Here is an 18,977-nt window from a genome sequence, read left to right on the forward strand (position 1 = left end):
ATCAAGCTGACTGAAACATGATGGGCAAGATTAATTTAATCGGTTGCCAAAACACCTTGAGTGTTGAGATAATTTTCGTCTGACTCTCGCACTATCGCTCATGAGGTTTCAGTTCATGTCCTGTCCGGTTGGACGGGGTATCATTAACGAATTGTCTTAGTAATACCAAAAAAATGGCAGAGAAACGCAATATCTTTCTGGTTGGGCCTATGGGTGCCGGCAAAAGCACTATTGGGCGTCAGTTAGCTCAGCAACTCAATATGGAATTTTTCGATTCTGATCAAGAAATTGAGCGACGTACCGGAGCGGATGTGGGTTGGGTATTCGACGTTGAAGGCGAAGAAGGCTTCCGCGATCGCGAAGAAAAAATCATCAACGAACTCACCGAAAAACAGGGCATCGTGCTGGCTACCGGTGGCGGTTCGGTAAAATCCCGTGAAACACGCAATCGTCTTTCAGCGCGCGGCGTGGTGGTGTATCTGGAAACCACCATCGAAAAGCAGCTCGCGCGAACTCAGCGTGATAAAAAGCGACCTCTCCTGCAGGTGGATTCTCCACCCCGTGAGGTACTGGAAGCGCTGGCAGATGAACGCAACCCGTTGTATGAAGAGATTGCTGATGTGACCATTCGCACTGACGATCAGAGTGCGAAGGTGGTCGCTAATCAGATTATCAGCATGTTAGAGAAGAGCTGAATCAGGCTCATCCCGCCTGCGGGCCAATGTCATTAAGGTGATATGCTTCATGGAGAAGGTTTCCGTCACTTTGGGGGAGCGTAGTTACCCCATAACCATAGCTGCTGGCCTGCTTAACGATCCGGCGTCTTTTTGGCCGCTTGAGTCGGGTAATCGGGCTATGCTGGTGACAAACCAGACGCTGGCCCCGCTCTATCTTGACGCCCTGCGACAGCGGCTGGAAAGCATTGGTGTAAAGGTTGACCAGGTGATCCTGCCTGATGGCGAACAGTATAAAACGCTAACCGTGATGGATCAGGTTTTTACGGCGCTGCTGGAAAAATCACACGGTCGCGACACGACGCTGGTCGCGCTGGGCGGTGGGGTGATCGGCGATCTGACCGGTTTTGCGGCTGCCAGCTATCAGCGAGGCGTCCGTTTTATTCAGGTTCCTACCACGCTGCTGTCACAGGTTGATTCTTCTGTTGGCGGTAAAACGGCCGTTAACCACCCTCTGGGCAAAAACATGATCGGGGCGTTTTACCAGCCAGCTTCGGTGGTGGTTGACCTGACCTGTCTGAGCACGCTTCCACCGCGGGAACTTTCTTCCGGGCTGGCAGAGGTGATTAAATACGGCATTATTCTGGATGGTGAGTTTTTCAACTGGCTTGAAAACCATCTGGATGCGTTGCTGGCATTGGACCACAAGGCGATGGCGTATTGCATACGCCGATGTTGTGAACTTAAGGCAGAGGTGGTTGCTGCTGACGAACATGAAAGGGGCCTGCGCGCTTTGCTGAATCTTGGCCATACCTATGGCCACGCTATCGAAGCGCATATGGGCTACGGTAACTGGCTGCATGGCGAGGCCGTGGCCGCTGGCATGGTTATGGCGGCCCGCACTGCGGAACGTGTTGGTCAGTTCCGTGATGAAGATACCATGCGGATTATCACACTGTTACAGCGCGCCGGTTTGCCGGTTACCGGGCCAGAAAGTATGGCTCCTGAAGCCTATCTGCCGCATATGCTGCGTGATAAGAAAGTGCTGGCGGGTGAACTGCGTCTGGTTTTGCCACTAGCGATTGGCAAAGCGGAAGTGCGCGCCGGTGTTGGGCATGATACGGTTCTGGCTGCCATTAAAGATTGTGAGCAAGTCTGAGGCCGTCTGTTCGGATTTGGATCCGGTTTTAATTTATGAAGTAACGTCCGCCCACAGGAAGTGGTGCGGCTTTTCCGATCTACTGGAGGAGGTTGAATGGACGAGTTTAAACCGGAAGACGAGTTAAAACCTGATGCCAGCGATCGCCGTCCACAGCGGTCCCGCAAGACGTCTTCTGCCCCTAAGGTGCCTGTGTCCCGTCAATATATGATGATGGGGATCGGCATTCTGGTGTTACTGCTATTAGTGATTGGCATAGGCTCAGCGCTGAACAGTACAGGCAATGGCAATCAGTCTGCACAGTCACCAGCTTCACAGCCACCTTCTTCATCAGCCCCGACGTCCTCTGGCAGTGGCGATAAAAGCATCGATCTTTCCGGTTCGTCTTCAATGAGTGGGCAATCGGGTGCACAGCAGCCTGCCGTGCAGGCTGGCAATAGTCCGCAGGAACTCAGTGCGCCGCCGGTCTCATCAACACCGACTCAGGCTGCTCCGGTACAGACGCCGGCAAATCAGCAGCGCGTTGAATTACCGGGCGATCTCAATAACGCTCTGGCTAACCAACAGGGCCAGGTCGATAACGCGGCTCAACGCCCTCAGGATAATGCCAGTTCGTTGCCGACCGCGCCAGCCACGGTGGTGCCGGGAGCAAGTCCTGCTGCCACACCCAAAGCGGCCACCAGCCAACCCCGCCAGGCGACGCCGCCACGCCCTGTTGTGCAGCATCATAACAAACCTGTCAGCAGCGATAAGCCAGTCGTTGCTCAACCGGTTAAAGAGAAAAAGTCGCATGTTGCCCCTGAAGCAGCGAAAACCGCCACAACCTCGGTGCCACGAGGCAGCTATACGCTTCAGCTGAGCAGCGCCTCACGTTCTGACTCGCTAAATGCATGGGCGAAAAAACAGAACCTGAGTAGCTATCACGTTTACCAAACCACTCGCAATGGCCAGCCCTGGTTTGTGCTGGTCAGTGGTTCATACGCCACCTCAGCCGAAGCTAAACATGCTGTCGCCTCGTTGCCCGCTGAAGTGCGTGCGCAAAACCCTTGGGTGAAATCGGTTAGCCAGGTGAAGAAAGAAGCGTCACACTAACCGTGGCCGGGCCTGTCCGGCCAACGACGAACGTCAGGCTTGTCCGCTACGGGCTGACCATTCAAAGCGCAGATGTGCTGTCGGTATGACCGCAGCAGGAAGAGTAATTGTATTAAAACGACGGCATGAAAAAAAATCGCGCTTTTTTGAAGTGGGCGGGCGGTAAGTTCCCGTTGCTTGATGATATTCAACGTTACCTTCCTGAGGGAGACTGTCTGATTGAGCCTTTCGTGGGCGCGGGCTCGGTGTTTCTTAACACCCGCTTTCCGCGCTACATACTGGCGGATATCAACGATGATTTGATCAATCTTTACGACATCGTTAAAGTCCGTGTGGATCAGTTTGTAGCAAGCGCCCGTGAGCTGTTTACCTCTGAAAGTAACCACGCGGATTTTTACTATGCGCGTCGTAAGGAGTTCAATCAATGCAGCGATGCTTTTCGTCGTGCCGTGTTATTTTTATATCTCAATCGCCATTGTTACAACGGACTGTGCCGCTACAACCTCAGTGGTGAATTCAATGTGCCTTTTGGTCGCTATCTCAAGCCCTATTTCCCTGAGGAAGAACTTTACTGGTTTGCAGAACGCTCACAGAATGCAACCTTTGTCTGTGAATCTTACGATGTTACCCTGAGCAGGGCGCAGCAGGGGGCGGTTGTTTACTGCGATCCACCTTACGCGCCGCTGTCGGGCACGGCGAACTTTACCGCCTATCACACCAACAGTTTCAGTTTATGGCAACAGCAGCATCTGGCCGAGCTGGCGGAGAAACTGGCCCGTGAGAGCCGCATCCCGGTGCTGATCTCCAACCATGACACACCGCTTACCCGTGAATGGTATCAGGCCGCGCGGCAGCTTCATCAGATTAAAGTCCGACGTTCAATCAGCCGCAGCGGCACGGGCCGCACTCAGGTTCAGGAGCTGCTGGCGCTGTTTGAAGGTGGCTGAATCTCAAATGCAGTACGTGCCTGGCGTCAGGCGCACCAAACTGGGAGAAATGGATGAAACAGTTTTTACTTGCCCCATCAATTTTATCTGCTGACTTCGCCCGCCTGGGGGAAGACACCGCCAGAGCGCTGGCAGCCGGGGGGGACGTGGTGCATTTCGATGTGATGGATAATCACTATGTTCCCAATCTGACAATGGGACCTATGGTATTGAAAGCACTGCGTGATTACGGCATTACAGCGCCGATTGACGTGCATCTGATGGTAAAGCCGGTTGACCGGTTAATCCCTGATTTTGCCAAAGCCGGAGCCAGTTATATCACCTTTCACCCTGAAGCCTCCGATCACGTTGACCGTTCCCTGCAATTGATTAAAGAGCACGGTTGTAAAGCGGGACTGGTGTTTAATCCCGCGACGTCACTGAGCTATCTGGATTACGTACTGGACAAGATTGACGTCATTTTGCTGATGTCTGTCAATCCCGGTTTTGGCGGCCAGTCTTTCATTCCTGCCACGCTGGATAAACTGCGTCAGGCGCGCCAGCTGATCGATCGCAGCGGCTATGATATTCGTCTGGAAGTGGATGGTGGCGTCAAAGTGGATAATATTGCTGAAATTGCCGCGGCCGGTGCGGATATGTTCGTCGCAGGATCGGCTATTTTTGGTCAGAGCGATTACAAAAAAGTCATCGATGATATGCGGACCGAACTGGAGAAATCGCGTCATGGCTCATTTCACTGAGATTCGTGGCGTTGCTTTCGATCTTGACGGGACGCTGGTTGACAGCGCGCCAGGTCTGGCCGATGCGGTGGATGCCGCGCTGAGCGCGGTTAATTTACCCCCAGCAGGTGTTCAGCGGGTTTCAACATGGATTGGGAACGGTGCCGATATCCTGATCGAACGCGCCCTGAGCTGGGCGCTGGGGCACCCGCCGACAAATCATCTGCAGACCGAAGCCCGTGCGTTGTTCGATAAGCATTACGCCCTCACGATAGCAACAGGCAGCAGGCTGTTTCCTGAGGTGAAAGAGAGCCTGGCTACGCTCGCCGCAAGTGGTATCCCGATGGCGATTGTCACCAACAAGCCGACGCCTTTTATCCGGCCCCTTCTGGTATCACTGGGCATTAACGATTACTTTTCGTTGGTGTTAGGCGGTGACGATGTGGTGGTGAAAAAGCCTCATCCTGCGCCGTTATTCCTGGTGTTGGGCAGCTTCGGCCTGAAGCCCGGCGAGTTGGTCTTTGTTGGTGATTCCCGTAATGATATCCTTGCCGCCCAGGCGGCTGGTTGTCCCTGTGTGGGGATGACGTTCGGTTATAACTATGGTGAGCCGATCGCCAGTAGCCATCCAAACCTTGTACTCGATCATTTTAACGATTTGTTGCCCGCCCTTGGGCTGCCATTACCGGGACGAAACACATGAGTAAACCCATCGTATTTAGCGGCGCACAGCCATCCGGCGAACTGACCATCGGTAACTATATGGGTGCGCTGCGTCAGTGGGTCAGTATGCAGGATGATTACGACTGCATTTACTGTATTGTCGATTTACACGCCATTACCGTTCGCCAGGATCCTGTGGCGCTTCGTAAGGCGACACTGGACACCTTAGCACTCTATCTCGCCTGTGGTATCGATCCTGAGAAGAGCACTATTTTTGTTCAGTCACACGTGCCCGAACATACTCAACTTAGCTGGGTCCTCAACTGCTACACCTACTTTGGTGAACTGAGCCGCATGACACAGTTCAAGGACAAGTCGGCGCGCTATGAAGAGAACATTAATGCCGGTCTGTTTGATTACCCGGTGTTAATGGCGGCTGATATTTTGCTGTATCAGACCACGCAGGTGCCGGTTGGCGAAGATCAGAAACAGCATCTGGAACTGAGCCGCGATGTGGCTTCACGCTTTAATGCTCTCTACGGTGACGTTTTTAAGATCCCTGAACCGTTTATCCCCAAATCAGGTGCCCGCGTGATGTCACTGCTGGAACCAACCAAAAAGATGTCAAAGTCTGATGACAATCGTAATAACGTCATTGGCCTGTTGGAAGACCCCAAATCGGTTGTAAAGAAGATCAAACGTGCGATGACCGATGGGGATGAGCCGCCCATAGTGCGTTACGACGTTAAGGAGAAGGCGGGGGTTTCTAACCTGCTGGATATTCTCTCAGGGGTAACAGGGCAGAGCATCCCTGCGTTGGAAAAACAGTTTGAAGGCCAGATGTATGGTCACCTGAAAGGTGCGGTAGCAGAAGCGGTTTCCGGGATGTTGACCGATCTGCAGGAACGCTATCACCGCTACCGCAATGATGAAGCTTTTCTTCAGCAGGTGATGCGCGATGGTGCGGCAAAAGCACGCGCTCAGGCTCAGGAAACGCTGAACAAAGTCTATTCAGCGGTAGGATTTGTTGCCCAGCCATAACAGGCACAAACGGCCGGGAGCGCTCGCCCCCGGCTATCCGGTTTTTTTCATAGTCAAAATTGCGCCGTCATACCAGTAAAGCGTCATGGTGTTTCTGACCGGCGACGTGACCACCGCGCCCGGTCCCCAGGGCTGTTTGCCGCAAAGTACGTTAAATCCTTCCGCAACCTGGTAGCCCATTTCAGGATCGTTATGATCGGCAGGCGTCAGGCTGGTTTTGCCACTACAGTTATCGATCGCCGGATCGATTGGACGATCTTTGGTGCCTTTCGTCCAGATGATGCTGTCCGACGAGAAGGTGACTTCTGCCCCCATATACTGGGGGTCGTTCTCCACCACTGCCTGAATACCGTCGCTGTTGACATGTACAGACTGCACCTGCCAGCGTCCCTGTAACGTTGAATAGCTAAGTGTTGCGGCACAACTCAACTGGCTCAGACTGGCCAGCAAAACAGTAAACCACAGGCGATTCATACAATTTCCTTCGCTATACGGGCAAAAAATCAGTATAGATAAGAATCCCGCTGCCAGATACCACCATGCCGTAGTCAGTGAGGGCGAGGAGCCCGGCATGCCATTGCCGATCGGCTAATCTCCCGTGCAGCGATTGAAATCAGTGGTATGTTTAACAGAGACCACTGATGTTGAGGAGCGTTTCCATGCAGGTTATTAATTTGAAATGGATTAATCACGTTCGTTTGCCGTGGCGTGACGGGTTATGGCAGATCGGTATCCGCGATGGGGTTATTGCTTCGCTTTCTGCTCAACCACAGAATGCGCCTGAAGAAGATGCGCTGGATGCGGAGGGGGGGCTGGCATTCCCGCCTTTTATCGAACCGCACATCCACCTTGATACCACGCAAACCGCAGGTGAACCAGCCTGGAACGAGTCCGGCACGCTGTTTGAAGGGATTGAGCGTTGGGCAGAGCGTAAGGCGTTGTTAAGCCACGAAGATGTAAAAACACGCGCCCGACAGACGCTGAAATGGCAGATAGCTAACGGGATCCAGCATGTTCGCACTCATGTTGATGTTTCCGACCCGACGCTGACCGCACTCCGTGCGATGTTGGAAGTAAAAGAGGAAATGTCACCCTGGGTGGATATTCAGATTGTGGCTTTTCCCCAGGAGGGCATTCTTTCTTACCCGGACGGGGAGCTATTACTGGAGGAGGCGCTGAAGCTGGGGGCTGACGTGGTTGGGGCTATTCCTCACTTTGAGTTCACCCGTGAATATGGCGTGGAGTCGCTGCATAAAACCTTTGCACTGGCGCAGAAGTATCAGCGTATGGTGGATGTTCATTGCGATGAAATTGACGATGAGCAATCACGTTTTTTGGAGACGGTCGCCGCACTGGCATTGCGTGAAAAAATGGGGCCACGGGTAACCGCCAGCCATACTACAGCGATGCACTCTTACAATGGCGCTTATACTTCGCGGCTGTTTCGCCTGCTGAAGCTATCCGGCATTAACTTCGTTGCCAATCCGCTGGTCAATATCCACTTGCAGGGCCGTTTTGACAGCTATCCCAAACGTCGTGGCATCACCAGAGTGAAAGAGATGCTGGAGGCGGGTATCAACGTTTGTTTCGGCCATGATGACGTGTTCGATCCATGGTATCCATTAGGCACCGCCAGTATGTTGCAGGTGCTGCATATGGGGCTGCATGTCTGTCAGCTGATGGGGTATGGACAGCTGGATGAAGGGATTAAACTGATCACCACTAACAGCGCAATGACTTTGCAACTCAAGGATTACGGTATCCAGACCGGTAATCGCGCCAGTCTGATCATTCTGCCAGCCGACAGTGGTTTTGATGCGCTGCGTCGTCAGGTACCGGTGCGCTACTCTGTCCGCGATGGTCGGGTGATTGCACAGACCCGACCCGCAGAGACCCAAATTCATTTGCACGGGAGCGAAAGCGTTAATTTTAAGCGGTGAGATCGGTCCGTAGAAAACAGGCCGGGAAATCCCGGCCTGTTTACATTTGGCACGATTAATGTGGTGAAGTTCCGACATGCCGTCTGTGTTTGCTGACCGGCCCGAGTAGCAAGCACATGATAAACACCACTGCATAGAGCACGTTGGCGACAAGCAGCGCGGCATGAGGGCCACCTTTTTCCACTGCGTAGCCGGTGACCACAAAGGTCAGCATGGTGCCCACCGTTCCGCAGGTAAGAATAAAGTTCACCAGTTTTGCTGAAGCGATCCGGGTTTGCAGTGAACCCAATGTGATGATGGTGGTGTAAATAGCGCTGGAGAAGAAGCCGAGGCTTATGATGATCCACTTCAGCATGGCGGCATCGGTGCTACTGACAAACCAGTACATCAGTAGCGTGGAGACCAGGGCAAGCAGAGTCACGATGCGCTGTGGATCAATAAAGCGCAGGATGGCGCTGAATGCCCACATACCAATCATATAGGCGGTCCAAAAGTTGCCCACCATCGCTCCCGCCTGTCCCAGATCCATCCCCCTATTTTTGGTGGCATATTGTGGCACCCAGCCGATAAAGCCCAGCTGCCCCAGGATATAGCACAACGCGGCGACGGACAGGAACAGTACGCTGATACCCCATTTTTCTTTTTCTGCCGGTTGTTGGTTGGCGGCTGTTTTGCCCAGCACAGGAAATTCAAAGCACAGTGCCAGCACGAAGATTGCGATATAGATCAGTCCGATGCAGGCATAGACCCAGTACCACGGCAGCGCGTGTGCCAGCATGGTGGCGGCAACGATCGGGAAAATGGTGCCCGCCATGCTGAAGAAGGAGTCGGTAAACAGCAGCCGTGCGCCGCGCTGACGTCCTTCATAAAGATGGGTTATCAAAAAGGTACCAATCGACATGGTGATGCCGCTGACCACGCCCAGCACAAACATGCTCAGTGAGAAAACGGTCAGACTGTGACTGGTCATCAGGCCAAGTATTGCCAGGACCATCAGCACGAAACCAAAAATCAGCTGGCGTTTCAACGGAATGATTTCCATCAGCCAGGCATTCAGAAATACCGCTGCCAGAATGCCCGCGTTGAGGAAAGTAAAGGTACTGCTCATTTGTGCAACAGGCAGGTGAAAATAGTCAGCAATATTTTCCAACACCATACCGGTCACAATGACGACCGCGCCGGTAAGCGCATAGGAAAAAAAACTGATCCAGGTAAGGCCAATTCGATTACGGTTAGTCATAGTCAGTGTCTGCGATCCTGAAGGAGAGTGAGGCTGACGCCTCCGGTAAGCCCCAGCAGTGTAATGATTTTCGTGATCTGCTTAAATCAATAATGAAATGTGTTTTTTTCATATGCCGTGGATTTGTGATGTATATCACTTTTCGATGTTGGCAAGAATAGCTGCCATGTTAATTTGTGACAGTAAATAAAAGCAAAAGGCTGGCGTGTTGATCAGGGCCTCTTTAAAATCAATTCTCTTTTCCTGGCCCGTTGTCTTCAGTAAGGAATCTTTCATGCTAAAACGTACGTTAACTGCCTTTGCTACTGTGATTGCGCTATCCACACTTTCTGCTTCAGCGCTGGCTGCGAAGAGTGATACCCATGTGTTGTTGACCACTTCGGCTGGCAATATTGAGCTGGAACTGAATAACCAGAAGGCACCGGTCTCAGTGAAGAACTTTATCGATTATGTCAACAGTGGCTTCTATAACAACACCACATTCCACCGTGTGATCCCTGGTTTTATGGTTCAGGGTGGTGGTTTTACCACAGATATGCAGCAGAAACCGACCAACGCCCCGATTAAAAATGAAGCGGATAATGGTCTGCTGAATAAACGCGGAACCATCTCTATGGCCCGTACTGCTGATAAAGACAGTGCCACCAGCCAGTTCTTTATCAATGTGGCCGATAACGCCTTCCTTGACCACGGCCAGCGTGATTTCGGCTATGCCGTATTTGGTAAAGTCATCAAAGGACAGGAGGTGGCGGATAAAATCTCTCAGGTGCCTTCGCAGAATGTCGGACCTTACCAAAATGTTCCGATGAAGCCAGTGGTTATTCTTTCCGCTAAAGTCCTGCCCTGAATCTGCCGGTGGGGGAGTGTTGCTGCCTGTTTATACCCTGAGCGGCATGACACAGCCATGACCCCGCTTTGTACTCCTGTGTAGACCAGTGCTCTCCTTCTCCTGCCCGGAGCGTCCATGCTGTTGCTTATTGATAACTATGACTCTTTCACCTGGAACCTCTATCAATACTTTTGTCAGTCAGGCGTTGAGGTTCGTGTACATCGCAACGATGAACTGACGCTGACACAAATCGCCACGCTGCGTCCCGAACATCTGGTTATCTCTCCTGGCCCCTGTACGCCTGATGATGCCGGGATCTCGCTGGCGGCTATCGCGGAATTTGCCGGAAAAGTGCCGATCCTTGGCGTCTGCCTGGGGCATCAGGCGATTGCGCAGGCTTTTGGGGCGCGGGTGGTGCGGGCGAGGGAAGTCATGCATGGCAAAACATCCGCCATTGAACATAATAATGGTGGCGTATTTCGCGGTCTTAACCATCCACTGACGGTGACGCGTTATCATTCGTTAATCGTTGAAAAAGCATCTTTCCCGGCGGAATTCGAAATAACTGCATGGACGGTGCGTGATGGCCAGCCCGATGAGATTATGGGATTTCGTCACCGGCAGCTCCCGTTACAGGGCGTGCAGTTTCATCCTGAAAGCATCCTGAGTGAGCAGGGACATCAATTGCTGGACAATTTTATTCACCAGTAAAAAGTTGCCTTTGAGTGATTTTTTATGCATATTTTGTGATTATATTTTCACTTTTAAGCAACATGAACAATGTGGAGTAGTTAATGGCAGCGGATAAATTAGCGGTAACGCGTAAAACGTTTGATGAGGTTATTTTGCCTGTTTATGCACCGGCTCAGTTTGTGCCGGTGAAAGGTAAAGGCAGCCGGGTCTGGGATCAACAGGGGAAGGAATACGTCGATTTCTCTGGCGGAATTGCGGTGACCGCGCTGGGACACTGCCACCCGGCGCTGGTGGATGCCTTGAAAACCCAGGGCGAAACCCTGTGGCATACCAGCAACGTATTCACTAATGAACCCGCGCTGCGCCTTGCCAGCAAACTGATTGCTGCAACGTTTGCTGACCGCGTTTTCTTCGCCAATTCCGGTGGAGAAGCCAATGAGGCTGCTTTTAAACTGGCTCGCTATTACGCTTCAAAACGCCATTCGCCCTATAAAAGTAAAATCATCGCTTTCCACAATGCTTTCCACGGACGCACTTTTTTTACCGTTTCTGTTGGTGGTCAGCCGAAATATTCCGACGGATTTGGTCCAAAGCCAGCGGATATTGTTCATGTGCCTTTTAATAATCTGGAGGCGGTGAAAGCGGTTATCGACGATCATACCTGTGCCATCGTGGTTGAACCTGTCCAGGGCGAAGGCGGCGTAATGCCAGCCACGCCGGAGTTTATGCAGGGCCTGCGCCAGCTGTGTGATGAGCATCAGGCGCTGCTGGTGCTGGATGAAGTGCAGAGCGGGATGGGCCGCAGCGGTAAGCTGTTTGCTTATGAGCATTACAACGTGGTGCCGGACATTCTGACCACGGCGAAAGCGTTGGGTGGTGGTTTCCCGGTCAGTGCGATGCTGACCACCAATGAGATTGCCTCCACGATGTCGCCTGGCGTGCACGGCACCACCTATGGCGGTAATCCGCTGGCGTGTGCGGTGGCTGAAGCGGCGCTGGATATCATCAACACGCCGGAGGTGTTAAACGGCGTGGAGGTCCGTCGTCAGATGTTTATTAATGCGTTAAAAGCGATTGATACCAGCCTGGATTTGTTCAGCGATATTCGTGGTAAAGGATTGCTGATCGGCGCGGCCCTCAAGCCTAAACATGCTGGCAAGGCGCGTGATATCCTCAACGCAGCGGCAGAAGAAGGGGTCATGGTACTCAGCGCCGGGACAGATGTTATCCGCTTTGCTCCTTCACTGGTTATTGAACCGGCAGATATCGAAGTGGGCATGGCGCGCTTTGCGGCGGCGGTGACGAAACTGATGTCAGCATAAGCCTTTTTATGGCGACGACCGGCCTGAATAATCAGGCCGGTTTTCTCAAACGTCGGGACAACCAGCGTCCATGCTGTGGGCGGTTGACCCAGGTCAGTGAAGAGATGGTATGCATCACATTCAGATGCCCCAGGATCCGCTGCACATGCCTTTCCAGAATGGTCACCGCCCCTTGTGGCTGTTTTATCCTGGCCTCCATTACATCAGACTCCGCGCTGGGACCGTCATATTCCAGCCGCTGCTGGCAACGTTGCAGCGCAATTTCACATGCCTGTAAATAGCCTTCTGCCAACGCCGCGGTTAGCATGGTGTGCTCACGAGCAAGAATGGTCATGGCGTTGATATGTTCAACAATAAACTGGCTGTGCGTAACCCATAGTTTCATATCTGCCAGGTAGCTGGCGTTAAATCCCGGTTCCTGCATCGCCTGGTTGAGTGAGTTAAACAGCGCATTGTGCGCCTGATTAACCCTGATACGCTGATACGCCAGCTTCTCCGGGCTCTGCTCGCTCCCCAACAGCATTTGCAGTGCATCCTGATAAGCGCCCAGCGCATCGTGAGCGTTTTGTCGCAGCAGGCCACTCTGCCACTGTGGCCACAGCCAGACCATGCCACCAAAAGCAATCAGACATCCCATCAGCGTATCCATCAGGCGCGGTAACAAAAAGTCCGCGCCGTTCAGTGACAGCAGTTGCAGTGAATAAACCGCCGTTACCGTAAATCCGACCATTGCCCAGCCGTAAAATTTACGAATAAACAGATAGCTAATCAGGGTGACCACCAGCATCACCAGCAGTACCAGCGATTCCGGGGCATGAAGCCGTAGCGTGATGGCGGCGATAATCAGTCCGGCGAGTGTGCCGAGCGCCCGGTGTTGGATCCGTACACGGGTGGCACTGTAGCCGTTCTGGCTGACAAACATCACCGTCATCAGTATCCAGTAGGGTTTGGGTAGATCGAAAAACAGCGCCATCGAACTGGCGAAGGTCAGCATTACCGCAAAGCGGGCGGCGGTTCGCAACGCTGATGACTTCAGGGAAAGATAGCTTTTTATCGCGGGTAAAAGCGGTAAGCGGCGCTGGCGGTCGGCCATCAAATCACGCCGATAAAGAGGACGCTGTGTCCGCAGCGCCCGTGCGATGCGACTGAAGTGGTAATAGCAGAAACTACCGACGGGATTAGCAGCATGCTGGCGGGCAATTTTTGCCAGGGCCTGCAACTGCTTATCCATGCTGAAACGATCGGGCAGGCGGTGATAAAGAATGTCATCCGCTAAGGTGCGAAGTCTGGCCGCAATGGTGAGCGCATTCCAGCGGATAACGGCCTCAGCGTGGCTCTGTCCCACCAGTTTTTGTACCTCTGTTGGCTGATGCAGGCTGACTGAGATATGTTCCTGCAAATCCAGCGCAACCTGAAAGGCGCGTGTCAGCCGTTTGTGGTGATTATGGTTATTGGCGGCCAGCATATGCATCTGTTGGTAACAGGTGGTGATCAGATCGACCGCTTTTTGCTGGCGGGTGAGCAGAGGCGGTAGGGCTTTTTCCAGGTCAGTCAGTTTGGTCAGCAAGGTGTATTTTGCTTCACAGTAACCGGCAAGCTCGCGATACAGGAGACTGAGCGTTTCGCGCATTGGCTGTTCTTTCCACAGCCAAAACCAGAACCAGTTGAAAATGCCATACCAGGTGGTCCCCAGAATATAAAGCATGGGCGGCTGCCAGACAGGCATCCGACCAGCCAGGCTGAGGGTAAAAATAGCGGCAATCAGCGATCCGGGTAACAGGCGCCCATGGAGCGGACTGATTTCACCGGCAACACCCAGTAACATCGCCATTACAAAAAGGATCACGGGTAAGGGAACCCGATATTCGCCCAGATACTGAATAAGAAAGCTGCTAAAGGCAAAGAGGCCGCCGCCTACGATCAGGCGTTTGAAAAAGCGTTTATGTGGCGTGTCCAGACCGGCGATATTGCAGCATGCAGGCACTAAAGAGAACAGCAGGCCGTTTTGCAGATGCCCCAGCAACCAGCCAATAGCCACTGGGATACAGAGCACCATCGTCTGGCGTAATGCGTAATTAATTTCCGGGTGATAAATAATTCGACGCCACATGACTCCGTACCAATGAAAGGCGTAACCAGGAACGTTACGCCGTGGAGCCGTGACGGTTAGCGGGTGCCGTAGACAACGATAGTTTTACCGTGCGCCGAGATCAGATTCTGATCTTCCAGCATTTTTAAAATACGTCCAACGGTTTCGCGGGAGCAGCCGACAATCTGACCAATTTCCTGGCGGGTGATTTTGATTTGCATCCCATCCGGGTGAGTCATGGCATCGGGCTGTTTAGCCAGATTCAGCAGGGTCTGGGCAATACGCCCTGTCACGTCAAGAAACGCTAAATTGCCAACTTTCTCGGATGTGACCTGAAGACGACGAGCCATCTGCGAAGAGAGACGCATCAGGATTTCAGGATTGACCTGGATAAGCTGACGGAATTTTTTATAGGAGATTTCCGCGACTTCGCAGGCGGATTTTGCCCGCACCCATGCGCTGCGTTCCTGACCTTCCTCGAACAGGCCAAGTTCACCAATAAAATCACCCTGATTGAGGTAAGAGAGGATCATCTCTTTGCCTTCTTCATCCTTAATCAGCACTGCTACTGAGCCTTTGACGATGTAGTAGAGTGTTTCTGCTTTTTCACCCTGGTGAATCAGCGTACTTTTTGATGGATATTTGTGAATATGGCAATGTGACAGGAACCATTCAAGTGTCGGGTCTGTTTGCGGTTTGCCGAGAACCATTCGCTGTTATCCTCTGTTGTAATCGTGCCTTAAATTCAGGGATAGAGTTCCCTGTCAGGCGATGAAATAGTCAAGTGTTTCCCTGTCAGGAAATTTATGTGGCCCTTATTCAGAGCCTGGCTTGTTTTGTCATTACGTTTCGTCATGTTTTGTAGGGTACTGACGAAAATTTTACAGTCTTTTGTAGCACAGCTTTGCATCAGTGTCTTCTGTTCTCTTTACTCCATCATAGTGCGAAAGTTGCCACATTGCCGTATTTGTTATTTAAGCGTAATCTTAAGTTAATTGAATGAATTAGGAGAGTTTGTTATGCAATCACGTGTCAAATGGGTTGAAGGGCTAACCTTTTTGGGGGAATCGTCATCCGGGCATCAGGTGCTGATGGATGGCAACTCAGGGGATAAAGCACCCAGTCCGATGGAGATGGTTCTGATGGCGGCGGGGGGATGTAGTGCGATTGACGTGGTTTCAATCCTGCAGAAAGGTCGTCATGACGTAAAAGATTGCGAGGTTAAACTCACCTCAGAACGGCGAGAAGAAGCGCCGCGGGTATTCACCCATATTAATATGCATTTTATCGTGAGCGGTAACGCGTTGGATGATAAAGCGGTATCCCGTGCCGTTGATCTTTCGGCAGAAAAATATTGTTCCGTTGCGCTGATGCTGGGCAAGGGGGTGGCGATCACACACAGCTATGAGGCGATCGCGCTGTAGTCCCACTGCGGCCCTGTCCGGGCAGGGCGCTACTCTATTTTTTTTCCTTCTATTAACCGTTTAACCAGCGGTGCCATGATCAGTTCCATCGCCAGCCCCATTTTACCGCCCGGCACCACCAGCGTGTTGATGCGGGAAATAAACGCGCCTTTCAGCATTGTCAGCAGGTAGGGAAAATCAATATCTTCCAGCGCCTGGAAATGGATAACGACAAAACTTTCGTCGAGAGACGGAATGGAACGCGCGGCAAAAGGATTCGAGGTATCAACGGTTGGCACGCGTTGAAAATTGAGGTGAGTACGCGAAAATTGCGGGGTAATAAAATTAATGTAATCCTCCATTGACCGCACGACAGAATCCATCACCGCCTCGCGGGAATGACCGCGTTCACCGGTATCGCGCACCAGCTTTTGAATCCACTCCAGATTGACAATCGGTACCACGCCAACCAGCAAATCAACATGCTGCGCCACATCATTTTGCGGTGTCACCACCCCACCATGCAGACCTTCATAAAACAGTACGTCGGTCGGTTCCGGTAACGGTTGCCAGGGCGTGAAGGTTCCCGGAACCTGGTTCCACGGAACGGCTTCATCAAAGGTATGCAGATATTTACGGGACTTGCCGCTACCGCTACAACCATATTCCCTGAAGGTATCTTCCAACAGGGAGAAATCGTTGGCTTCCGGGCCGAAGTAGCTAATATGGCGGCCCAGATCCCGTGCTTTACGGATCGCCATATCCATTTCTGGTCGGGTAAAACGATGAAAACTGTCTCCTTCCACCTCGGCTGCATGCAGGTTTAACTGCTGAAAGATCTTACGAAATGCGCGACTGGTCGTGGTGGTTCCTGCGCCACTGGAGCCGGTGACGGCAATGACCGGATGTTTTGCAGACATAGACGTATTCCTTGTAAATAGAGGGATCTACCATTGTTAACACGTTTCGTTACCCGGTGTCATCACCCCGTCCGCCGACTACCGGTGGCAATATTACGCAATATCGATCCTCGTATTAACCTCCTCTTTGCCGCGATAAAAACACCCTGTCAGGAGCTGCCAGCTTGCGTGAATGACCACAAAGGAGAATATCAGCAGGTGGTGAAGTCGGCTGGTACGGTGAACATTGCCCGCCAGCCTGGCGATGTTAGTGGGAGCGTTATGGCACCGGAAAAGTGACGATAGTGAAAACAGGGGAATGGCTGGTCAGCCGGTAAAATTTATGTCTGGCTGAGTTGTCCACGGCGCATGATATTGACCGTTTCGTGGAGTTCAGACCATACCAGCACCGCCTCACCGTTACGTAACTGAAGATGCACATCATTGACTTTTTGCGCCAGTGAACGCTCATGTTCGCCGTAATCTGTTCCTTCCCGCAGCACAAAGGATTCAATCAGGTTATTCAGCGTTTCTGTTTCGAGATCCTGCCAGGGAATAATCATCTCAGTTGTCCAGCCAGGTTGAGAGCCATTGTGGGATCCGCTGCTCCAGCCACATTTGTGGTTTGCAGAGGGTTCCGCTGACAAATCCTACATGTCCACCATGGCGGGTCAACTGATACTCCACGCAGTCAGGTAACAGATGAGGGGCGGGGATGACTTCATTGGTCATAAAGGGATCGTCCTGGGCATGAATGATCAACAGGGGTTTACTGACGCCCGGGAGCAATGGCATGGCGCTGCAACGTCGGTAATAGTCGGTGGCATCCTGAAAGCCATGTGCTCTGGCGGTGATGGCATCGTCAAAGCGACGCAGTGTCCTGAGCGCTTTCAGTTGTATCATATCGACCGGCAACGTGCCCGGCCAGGCGATAAGTTTACGCGCCGCATTCTGTTTAAGCTGGTTGAGTAAATAACGCTGGTAGATACGGGAAAACCCCTGTTCCAGGCGCTGACTACAAGGCTCCAGCATCAGCGGTGCGGACACCACCACCCCGGCATCAAGCAGGCAATCACTGCCTTGCTCACCCATCAAAAAGGCCAGCATATTGCCGCCCAGAGAAAAGCCAACGGCGGCAGTGGGTACGTGACCCCATTGCTCGCGCAGCCATTGCAGGAAAAAGGTGGCATCGCTGGTTTCACCAGAATGATAAATACGGTGCTGTCTGTTGGGTTCTCCGCTGCAACCACGAAAATGCATCACCACGCCCAGCCAACCACGCTGCTGGCACGTCTGCAACAGACCATGCGCATACGGGCTGTAAACACTGCCCTCCAGCCCGTGAAACAGTACCATGCGTGGCTTATGGCTCGCCTGCCCTGGATCTTCACTCCATGCCAGATCGACAAAATCGCTGTCGGGTAGTGTCAGACGTTGCCAGTGGGGGGACAGGCGGATCTTGCGGCGCACCAGTCGCGGCAGGAGGGTTTGCAGATGTGGGTTACGCCATCCCGCTATGGGATGAAAATCAGTGGCGTGCTGATTTGAAATGATATTCAAAATGCTTGTCGGCTCCCTGTCATATTGCTAGCTTCATCAGGTTCATGTCTGATCAACTGTTAGGAGCACCTGATTCATATGGAACTGAGTTTATTTTTGTCAATGCTGGGTTTCCTCTGGGTGGCGGCGATTACTCCAGGACCTAATAATATGTTACTCACCGCATCGGGCGCCAACTTTGGTTTTGTGCGTTCGCTGTGGCTGCTTACTGGCATCATGATCGGCATGCAGGTGATGTTGTTCATCGTGGCTTCTGGCATGGGTGGCTTAATTCTGCTTTATCCTTCCCTTCATCTGTTTCTGAAAATCGCCGGGAGTGCCTATCTTCTCTGGCTGGCGTGGAAAATTGCCACGGCAAAATACGAGAAGCTCGACACGGGCGACGCACCAACGCGTCCAATGCCATTCTGGCAGGGTGGGCTGCTACAGTTGATCAATCCCAAAGCCTGGCTGATGGCGCTGGGTGCGGTGGCCAGCTTCAGTCTGGCGGGCGACGCATGGTGGGGTTCGGTGATGGCGATAAGCGTTGGGATGGCGCTGGTTAATTTTGTGTCCGGCGTTATCTGGCTGGCTTTTGGTTCGCTCATCGGACGTATTCTTGCCAGCCGTCGTGCCTGGGTGGTTTTTAATCTGGCAATGGGACTGCTGACGGCCGCCTGTGTATTGCTGATTTGGCACTGATCGCTGAGCTGTTTCAGAGCAACCAG

The 18,977-nt window shown here is 52.5% G+C and carries 21 protein-coding genes; 14 read left to right on the plus strand and 7 right to left on the minus strand.

Going from position 1 to position 18,977, the window contains the following annotated elements:
- Positions 1-173: 173 nt before the first annotated feature.
- The 7 genes from aroK to trpS all read left to right on the plus strand — a co-directional run bounded on the left by aroK (position 174) and on the right by trpS (position 6,295).
- The gene (gene aroK / locus EB241_RS12845; RefSeq protein ID WP_124233559.1) at positions 174-695 is read left to right on the plus strand and encodes a shikimate kinase AroK; all 522 of its coding nucleotides are present in this window, start codon (positions 174-176) and stop codon (positions 693-695) included.
- 49 nt (positions 696-744) lie between these two features.
- Positions 745-1,833: a 3-dehydroquinate synthase gene (gene aroB / locus EB241_RS12850; protein ID WP_124233560.1), complete on the plus strand. Its 1,089-nt coding sequence runs from the start codon at positions 745-747 to the stop codon at positions 1,831-1,833.
- A gap of 96 nt (positions 1,834-1,929) precedes the next feature.
- Positions 1,930-2,925, plus strand: a complete 996-nt coding sequence (locus EB241_RS12855; RefSeq protein ID WP_124233561.1) for an SPOR domain-containing protein — start codon at positions 1,930-1,932, stop codon at positions 2,923-2,925.
- Between the two features lie 125 nt (positions 2,926-3,050).
- Positions 3,051-3,872 carry an adenine-specific DNA-methyltransferase gene (gene dam / locus EB241_RS12860; RefSeq protein WP_124233562.1) on the plus strand — a complete coding sequence of 274 codons (822 nt, stop codon included), beginning with the start codon at positions 3,051-3,053 and terminating at the stop codon, positions 3,870-3,872.
- Positions 3,873-3,925: 53 nt separating this feature from the next.
- Positions 3,926-4,612 (plus strand): ribulose-phosphate 3-epimerase, encoded by a 687-nt coding sequence (gene rpe, locus EB241_RS12865; RefSeq protein ID WP_124233563.1) that lies wholly within the window; start codon positions 3,926-3,928, stop codon positions 4,610-4,612.
- Positions 4,596-5,294, plus strand: a complete 699-nt coding sequence (locus EB241_RS12870; protein ID WP_124233564.1) for a phosphoglycolate phosphatase — start codon at positions 4,596-4,598, stop codon at positions 5,292-5,294. The genes rpe and EB241_RS12870 overlap by 17 nt, the downstream gene beginning before the upstream one ends.
- A complete protein-coding gene (gene trpS / locus EB241_RS12875; RefSeq protein ID WP_124233565.1) occupies positions 5,291-6,295 on the plus strand; it encodes a tryptophan--tRNA ligase in 1,005 nt (334 codons plus the stop codon). The genes EB241_RS12870 and trpS overlap by 4 nt, the downstream gene beginning before the upstream one ends.
- A 33-nt stretch (positions 6,296-6,328) precedes the next feature.
- Here trpS and EB241_RS12880 read toward each other — a convergent pair whose 3' ends face one another.
- A complete protein-coding gene (locus EB241_RS12880) occupies positions 6,329-6,769 on the minus strand; it encodes a hypothetical protein (protein ID WP_124233566.1) in 441 nt (146 codons plus the stop codon).
- Positions 6,770-6,954: 185 nt separating this feature from the next.
- On the opposite strand from EB241_RS12880, the gene EB241_RS12885 reads away from it, so the two are divergent.
- Complete coding sequence (locus tag EB241_RS12885; protein WP_124233567.1) at positions 6,955-8,235, plus strand: cytosine deaminase; 1,281 nt, start codon at positions 6,955-6,957, stop codon at positions 8,233-8,235.
- Positions 8,236-8,290: 55 nt separating this feature from the next.
- On the opposite strand, the gene tsgA is transcribed toward EB241_RS12885, so the two are convergent.
- A complete protein-coding gene (gene tsgA / locus EB241_RS12890; protein WP_124233568.1) occupies positions 8,291-9,475 on the minus strand; it encodes an MFS transporter TsgA in 1,185 nt (394 codons plus the stop codon).
- 274 nt (positions 9,476-9,749) lie between these two features.
- Between tsgA and ppiA the strand changes: the two genes are divergently transcribed.
- The 3 genes from ppiA (at position 9,750) to argD (ending at position 12,319) form a co-directional block, all read left to right on the plus strand.
- On the plus strand, positions 9,750-10,322 hold the full coding sequence (gene ppiA, locus EB241_RS12895; RefSeq protein WP_124233569.1) for a peptidylprolyl isomerase A: 573 nt from the start codon (positions 9,750-9,752) through the stop codon (positions 10,320-10,322).
- A gap of 117 nt (positions 10,323-10,439) precedes the next feature.
- Positions 10,440-11,015 carry an aminodeoxychorismate synthase component II gene (locus EB241_RS12900; RefSeq protein WP_124233570.1) on the plus strand — a complete coding sequence of 192 codons (576 nt, stop codon included), beginning with the start codon at positions 10,440-10,442 and terminating at the stop codon, positions 11,013-11,015.
- An 83-nt stretch (positions 11,016-11,098) separates the two neighbouring features.
- The gene (gene argD, locus EB241_RS12905) at positions 11,099-12,319 is read left to right on the plus strand and encodes a bifunctional acetylornithine/succinyldiaminopimelate transaminase (protein WP_124233571.1); all 1,221 of its coding nucleotides are present in this window, start codon (positions 11,099-11,101) and stop codon (positions 12,317-12,319) included.
- A 31-nt stretch (positions 12,320-12,350) separates the two neighbouring features.
- Here the strand turns inward: argD and EB241_RS12910 are convergent, their stop codons facing one another.
- Both EB241_RS12910 and crp read right to left on the minus strand, forming a co-directional pair.
- A complete protein-coding gene (locus EB241_RS12910; protein ID WP_124233572.1) occupies positions 12,351-14,429 on the minus strand; it encodes a YccS/YhfK family putative transporter in 2,079 nt (692 codons plus the stop codon).
- Positions 14,430-14,485: 56 nt separating this feature from the next.
- A complete protein-coding gene (crp, locus tag EB241_RS12915; protein WP_124233573.1) occupies positions 14,486-15,118 on the minus strand; it encodes a cAMP-activated global transcriptional regulator CRP in 633 nt (210 codons plus the stop codon).
- 309 nt (positions 15,119-15,427) lie between these two features.
- On the opposite strand from crp, the gene EB241_RS12920 reads away from it, so the two are divergent.
- The gene (locus tag EB241_RS12920; RefSeq protein ID WP_124233574.1) at positions 15,428-15,832 is read left to right on the plus strand and encodes an OsmC family protein; all 405 of its coding nucleotides are present in this window, start codon (positions 15,428-15,430) and stop codon (positions 15,830-15,832) included.
- A 29-nt stretch (positions 15,833-15,861) separates the two neighbouring features.
- On the opposite strand, the gene EB241_RS12925 is transcribed toward EB241_RS12920, so the two are convergent.
- Positions 15,862-16,731 (minus strand): phosphoribulokinase, encoded by an 870-nt coding sequence (locus EB241_RS12925; protein WP_124233575.1) that lies wholly within the window; start codon positions 16,729-16,731, stop codon positions 15,862-15,864.
- Positions 16,732-16,764: 33 nt separating this feature from the next.
- Between EB241_RS12925 and EB241_RS12930 the strand changes: the two genes are divergently transcribed.
- Complete coding sequence (locus EB241_RS12930) at positions 16,765-17,010, plus strand: hypothetical protein (RefSeq protein ID WP_124233576.1); 246 nt, start codon at positions 16,765-16,767, stop codon at positions 17,008-17,010.
- Between the two features lie 41 nt (positions 17,011-17,051).
- On the opposite strand, the gene EB241_RS12935 is transcribed toward EB241_RS12930, so the two are convergent.
- Together EB241_RS12935 and EB241_RS12940 are read right to left on the minus strand one after the other, a co-directional pair.
- Positions 17,052-17,273 (minus strand): YheU family protein, encoded by a 222-nt coding sequence (locus tag EB241_RS12935; protein WP_124233577.1) that lies wholly within the window; start codon positions 17,271-17,273, stop codon positions 17,052-17,054.
- A gap of 1 nt (position 17,274) precedes the next feature.
- Positions 17,275-18,270: a hydrolase gene (locus EB241_RS12940; protein ID WP_407644277.1), complete on the minus strand. Its 996-nt coding sequence runs from the start codon at positions 18,268-18,270 to the stop codon at positions 17,275-17,277.
- Between the two features lie 78 nt (positions 18,271-18,348).
- Here EB241_RS12940 and EB241_RS12945 point away from each other — a divergent pair, with 78 nt between their 5' ends.
- Entirely contained in the window at positions 18,349-18,951 is a 603-nt protein-coding gene (locus EB241_RS12945) for a LysE family translocator (RefSeq protein WP_124233579.1), read from the plus strand.
- Positions 18,952-18,977 lie beyond the last annotated feature (26 nt).

Source organism: Erwinia psidii (genome assembly GCF_003846135.1).
GTDB lineage: Bacteria > Pseudomonadota > Gammaproteobacteria > Enterobacterales > Enterobacteriaceae > Erwinia > Erwinia psidii.